Origin of the sequence: Siphonobacter sp., from assembly GCF_048595215.1 — a bacterium.
Classification (GTDB): domain Bacteria; phylum Bacteroidota; class Bacteroidia; order Cytophagales; family Spirosomataceae; genus Siphonobacter.
Map to the genome: position 1 here is coordinate 1 of NZ_JBMDWJ010000233.1, position 5094 is coordinate 5094.

At 46.8% G+C, this 5094-nt stretch carries 7 protein-coding genes and 1 rRNA gene; 6 read left to right on the top strand and 2 right to left on the bottom strand.

Going from position 1 to position 5094, the window contains the following annotated elements:
* A partial coding sequence (locus ACOJTG_RS14565) for a deoxyribodipyrimidine photo-lyase (RefSeq protein WP_420154495.1) occupies positions 1–519 on the bottom strand: 519 nt, incomplete at its 3' end.
* A 222-nt stretch (positions 520–741) separates the two neighbouring features.
* Between ACOJTG_RS14565 and ACOJTG_RS14570 the strand changes: the two genes are divergently transcribed.
* The 6 genes from ACOJTG_RS14570 to ACOJTG_RS14595 all read left to right on the top strand — a co-directional run bounded on the left by ACOJTG_RS14570 (position 742) and on the right by ACOJTG_RS14595 (position 4837).
* Positions 742–1047 (top strand): DUF4286 family protein, encoded by a 306-nt coding sequence (locus ACOJTG_RS14570; protein ID WP_420154496.1) that lies wholly within the window; start codon positions 742–744, stop codon positions 1045–1047.
* 149 nt (positions 1048–1196) lie between these two features.
* On the top strand, positions 1197–2819 hold the full coding sequence (locus ACOJTG_RS14575; protein WP_420154497.1) for an NADP-dependent glyceraldehyde-3-phosphate dehydrogenase: 1623 nt from the start codon (positions 1197–1199) through the stop codon (positions 2817–2819).
* 210 nt (positions 2820–3029) lie between these two features.
* Complete coding sequence (locus tag ACOJTG_RS14580) at positions 3030–3164, top strand: hypothetical protein (RefSeq protein ID WP_420154498.1); 135 nt, start codon at positions 3030–3032, stop codon at positions 3162–3164.
* A gap of 3 nt (positions 3165–3167) precedes the next feature.
* On the top strand, positions 3168–3821 hold the full coding sequence (locus ACOJTG_RS14585) for a methyltransferase, TIGR04325 family (RefSeq protein ID WP_420154499.1): 654 nt from the start codon (positions 3168–3170) through the stop codon (positions 3819–3821).
* Between the two features lie 2 nt (positions 3822–3823).
* A complete protein-coding gene (locus ACOJTG_RS14590) occupies positions 3824–4099 on the top strand; it encodes a hypothetical protein (protein ID WP_420154500.1) in 276 nt (91 codons plus the stop codon).
* A gap of 78 nt (positions 4100–4177) precedes the next feature.
* Positions 4178–4837 (top strand): hypothetical protein, encoded by a 660-nt coding sequence (locus ACOJTG_RS14595; RefSeq protein ID WP_420154501.1) that lies wholly within the window; start codon positions 4178–4180, stop codon positions 4835–4837.
* A 136-nt stretch (positions 4838–4973) separates the two neighbouring features.
* Here the strand turns inward: ACOJTG_RS14595 and rrf are convergent.
* Positions 4974–5085, bottom strand: a 5S ribosomal RNA gene (rrf, locus tag ACOJTG_RS14600).
* Positions 5086–5094 lie beyond the last annotated feature (9 nt).

Here is a 5094-nt window from a genome sequence, read left to right on the forward strand (position 1 = left end):
CTCGGTGGGATACGAACGCAGATAAAAATCATTCACCTTAGCTTTCCAGGCCTTACTGTAAGGAGTAAAAACGCTGTAGGGTTTGCCCGCTTTACTGAGTACTTCATCGCGATCAAAAATACACTGGTCTTTGTAGCTGTAGAGCGGGATATCTTGACTTTCCAGTAAGGCCCGAACGGCTGCATCACGATCCATCGCGTACTGCTCATAATCGTGATTGATGTGTACCTGAGCGATGCTATAGTGCTTGAGTAGCTGCTTCCAAACCGGCAGGGGTCGGTCATAATAGACCAGTAGATCTGAACCCTGTTGCTGCAAAGTTTCCTGCAACTGAGTAATGGTCTGGTGAATAAACTCAACCCGGCGATCGCGGCGGTCTTCCAGATCGTCTAGAATTTCCCGGTCAAAAATAAAGAGTACCACTACCGGATGGCCACTCCGTAGGGCATAATACAAGGCGGCCTGGTCTTGTAGACGCAAATCCCGGCGTAGCCAACAAATGGTAATTTTTTCCTTCATAGCGGAGTTCTCTTACAAAAAACAGACCAGGGTTCTCCCGAAAGAATCCGCCGATTTCTTTGACTTTGTAAGCTTTTCCTGATACGTTCGCAAATGGCATTATGTTTTTGCCTGATGTATCGAATCAGTTTGGGATCCGGTTTTCCCAGCCCGTTCTTTCGCCGTATTGATTCTACGCTTACATCATTTTTTATTCGCAGCAGACCGCTTTATTTTAATTCTATGTTTCTCTATAACATCACGTATAATATCGAACATGCCGCTCACGATGAATGGATCCAATGGATGAAAAACACCCATGTTCCAGCGGTGCTAGCCACGAATCTGCCCATTGGTAACCGCATTTTCAAGCTGCTTACTGAAATTGACAACGGCGGCGTTACCTACTCTTTTCAATTTTTCTTCGCTGATCAAGAGGATTATAATACGTACATTACTGAACACTCCTCCCGTCTTGCCGCTGAAGTGGACCGCCGATACGGCAGTCAGTACGTCGTTTTCCGTACGCTTCTTCAGGAAATTGTATAAATAGTTTAAGTGAGCCGAACTTTCGTTTGTAACCCGGCTGTTTTGCTGGCGTTGTGATTAATGAGGTAAACCCCTCTAAGTTTACGTCTATCTTCTGGAAACGGTCACAATAAAGCGTTTCTTCGTAGCTCACTTCAACTATCCCTTTCATGAGTTCTCTACAACTCGAGTCCTTATTTCCCCTTTCCGACCAAATCCCTCCGGAATACGCCCTTACCGAACCCCTGGAACAACGGGAATACCTGGTAGGCGGTGCCATGAAAGCCTGGAACGGCAACACGCAAGCCGTGTATTCACCGATTTATACCCGTACGGCTGACGGTGCTCAACAGGTACGGATTGGCAGTTATCCCGTGGTAGATGCTCCCGATGCGATGGAAGTACTCTACGCGGCGGTAAAAGCCTATGACAATGGTCGGGGTGAGTGGCCTACCATGTCGGTCGCGGACCGGTTAGCCTGTATGGAAACGTTCACCAAGAAAATGGTGCAGAAGAAAGCGGAGGTGGTGAAATTACTCATGTGGGAAATCGGTAAATCACTGGCTGATTCCGAAAAAGAATTTGATCGTACCGTTCAATACATTCATGATACAATGGATGAATTGAAACGAATTGATCGGGAGAATTCAAAATTCATTATTGAAGAGGGAATCATTGGTCAGGTGCGTCGCTCGCCACTGGGCGTAGTGCTTTGTATGGGGCCTTTCAATTACCCACTCAATGAGACCTACACGATGTTGATTCCAGCTATTCTCATGGGCAACGTCGTTTTGTTCAAGCCTCCCAAGCACGGCACTTTACTACACTACCCTTTACTGGAAGCCTTTAAAGAGAGCTTCCCCGCGGGTGTCGTCAATACCGTATACGGTCGGGGGAATACGGTAATTCCTACCCTGATGCAATCCGGTAAAATTGATGTTCTGGGACTGATTGGTTCTAGCCGGGTAGCTTCGGACTTGAAAAAGATGCACCCCAAGACGAATCGCTTGCGGGCCATTCTGGGTTTGGATGCTAAAAACGCGGGAATCATTCTGGAAAATGCCGATCTCGATTTAGCCGTTAAAGAATGCGTATTGGGAGCCTTGTCTTTTAATGGTCAACGGTGTACCGCTCTCAAAATGCTTTGGGTACACGAAAGTCGGGCTGAAGAATTCCTGAGTAAACTTAGCCAGGCCGTTAGTCAACTTAAACTGGGCATGCCCTGGGAAAAAGGCGTAAACCTGACGCCCCTACCCGAACCCAATAAGCCGGCGTATCTGATTGAGTGTATCGAAGATGCGAAACTCAAAGGAGCCCGGGTTGTGAATCCCCACGGTGGCGAAAATTACAAATCGATTGTCTACCCGGCCATTGTGTACCCCGTTACGGAAGGCATGAAAGTCTACCGGGAAGAGCAGTTTGGGCCGCTAATTCCCGTAGCTACCTTTAAAAGTGAGGAAGAACCGATCCAGTACTTGATTGATTCGCAGCACGGGCAACAGGTGAGCATCTTCGGTACGGATCCCCTGGAAATTGCCCATCTGGTTGATCAACTCGTCAATCAGGTTTCCCGGGTGAACATTAACGCCCAGTGCCAGCGGGGACCGGACATGTTCCCCTTCACGGGTCGCAAAGACTCCGCCGAAGGTACGCTCTCGGTCAATGATGCCCTACGTTCGTTTTCCATCCGGACCATTGTTGCCACTAAAGAAACCGCAGAAAATAAGGGCATTGTCAACGAAATTCTCCGAGACAATGAATCCAATTTTCTGTCAACCCGGTATATTCTGTAAGTCTTTTTTCGAACCTACTCCTGAAGAGTACCTTTCGCATTGGGAAAGGTACTCTTCGCTTTTTTAAGGACTTCTATCGCTCAATCTTAAGTAACTATCTCCAGTCTTCTTCGTTACGTTTCATTCCTAATTAAAATTATCTAATTGCTATTATCGTATTTTCTTAGCTTTTATCTTTAGTGCCTATACGCCCCCTACTTTAACTATTCTATGCTGCAAGGCTTGTTCAAAAAGAAAGCCACCACGCCGGCTGCCGGGTGGTTTGGCCGTTATGACTCCTGGGATCAGGTACTTCAACAAACTACGGGATACGACGCGGCTCTTATTCTGGAGAAAACGAAGTAGGCCTTGTTACAGGTCAAAAATGGAACAGCAGCCTATGAGCGGGATTCTGTTCTTTTTAATGAAAAGTTGTATCCATTTCCCCTCTTGTCCTTTTTACTACACAGTGCCCATCAAAAGCAACGACCCTTGCACGTGCTTGACTTTGGCGGCTCTTTAGGAAGTACGTATTATCAAATCAAAGAATTCCTAACGCCGCAGGTTTGCCAAAGCTGGAACGTTGTTGAGCAGCCTCATTACGTAACGTGTGGAAACGAATACTTTGCGGATGATGTACTGCACTTTTTCCCTTCGATCAAGGCCTGTCAGGAAACATACCCCACTGATTTTATCGTTCTCTCGAGCGTCGTACAGTATCTCCCCCAACCGCATACCTTTTTAGATGAACTCATTGGTTGGGGCTTTGAATGTATTCTTTTGGATCGTACTGCGTTTATTAAGGAAAGTCAGGACCGTTTGACTTTACAACGCGTACCCCCTGAGATCTACCCTGCTTCTTATCCGGCTTGGTTTTTCCACGAACCTACTTTCTTAACTCACTTTCAAAAAGCCTACACGGCTGTAGCCGATTTCACTTCCTACGTACCCGGCGAAGCAGTAATGCGGATTGATGAGCAACCCATTGGATATGATAAAGGATTCTACCTAACCAAACAATAACATTGCTTTACTTCTGTACGCTTTTCAATGCCACGTATCTGACGCGTGGCGTCGCGATGTATGAATCGCTCAAAAAACACTGCCCTCATTTTCACCTATACATCTATGCGTTCGATACCCATAGCTATGAGGTACTAGAGCGGCTCCATCTTTCGCAGGCTACTATTATTCGTTTAGATGAATGGGAAGATGAGGAACTGCTTCAGCTAAAAGTATCCCGAACGGCGGGAGAATATTGCTGGATCTGTACGCCAGCGACCCTCTGGTACACCATTTAAACGTACCAGCTTCCCCATTATACGTATATAGATGCCGACTTACTCTTTTTCAGCAATCCAGAGGTCCTAATTAAAGAAATGGGAGAAGCCTCGGTGCTTATCACGCCCCATCGGTACACGCCCGCTTATGATCAGACTCAAACGAGCGGTAAATACTGTGTGCAGTTCGTCACGTTTAAACAAGATGTCCGGGGTTTAGAGGCACTAGCCTGGTGGAAGAAGGCCTGTATGGACTGGTGTTATAATCGGTTTGAAGACGGAAAGTTTGGTGACCAGAAGTACCTGGACGATTGGCTGGAGCGGTTTTCGGGTGTGCACGAACTCCAGCACTTAGGCGGAGGCGTAGCTCCCTGGAATGTACAACAGTATGCCTTTATGAAATCAGCGTCGCAACTGCAGGGGAAAGATCTATTGACCGACGAAAGCTTTGAAGTGGTGTTCTATCATTTCCACTCCTTTAGTTATAGCAAGAGTAACATTTTAAGACTTTGTAATCCATCGTATATGCTACCGGATAGTGCGATTAAGCATCTCTATGCTCCTTACATTAAAGCCCTGCAGCAAGCCTACGAAGCCATTAGACAAGTTAATCAAACGGCCACTAGTCATGAAATAGCCAATAATGTCTCCTGGCTAGGCCGCTCATGGAAAAAGACGATTCTCTTTTGGGTTAAAGGTCATTACGCCAATCACTACCATCAATTTCGATTCAGATATGGTTTAATCATTGGCCGATAACCTAAAAAAGCCTTCTGAGTGGTCAGAGGGCTTTTTAGGGCTAGGCTATGCTTTCCTTTACCAGCTCTAGTCTACCCAGCAGCAGGGCACAACGCAAAAAAAAGAAGCTCCTTTGCGGGGAGCTTCTTTGATAAAGGGGAGGCGATTACCTACTTTCCCGGGGGTGAACCCAGTATCATCGGCGGAGCGGGGCTTAACGGCCCTGTTCGGGATGGGAAGGGGTGAACACCCGCCCTATGATCGCCCTTGGTCTTTCA

Bases quoted from the DNA above. Each gene is read 5' to 3' on its own strand.
- ACOJTG_RS14575 (WP_420154497.1), top strand. From the start codon at position 1,197: ATGAGTTCTCTACAACTCGAGTCCTTATTTCCCCTTTCCGACCAAATC.
- ACOJTG_RS14580 (WP_420154498.1), top strand. From the start codon at position 3,030: ATGCTGCAAGGCTTGTTCAAAAAGAAAGCCACCACGCCGGCTGCCGGG.
- ACOJTG_RS14595 (WP_420154501.1), top strand. From the start codon at position 4,178: ATGGGAGAAGCCTCGGTGCTTATCACGCCCCATCGGTACACGCCCGCT.
- ACOJTG_RS14570 (WP_420154496.1), top strand. From the start codon at position 742: ATGTTTCTCTATAACATCACGTATAATATCGAACATGCCGCTCACGAT.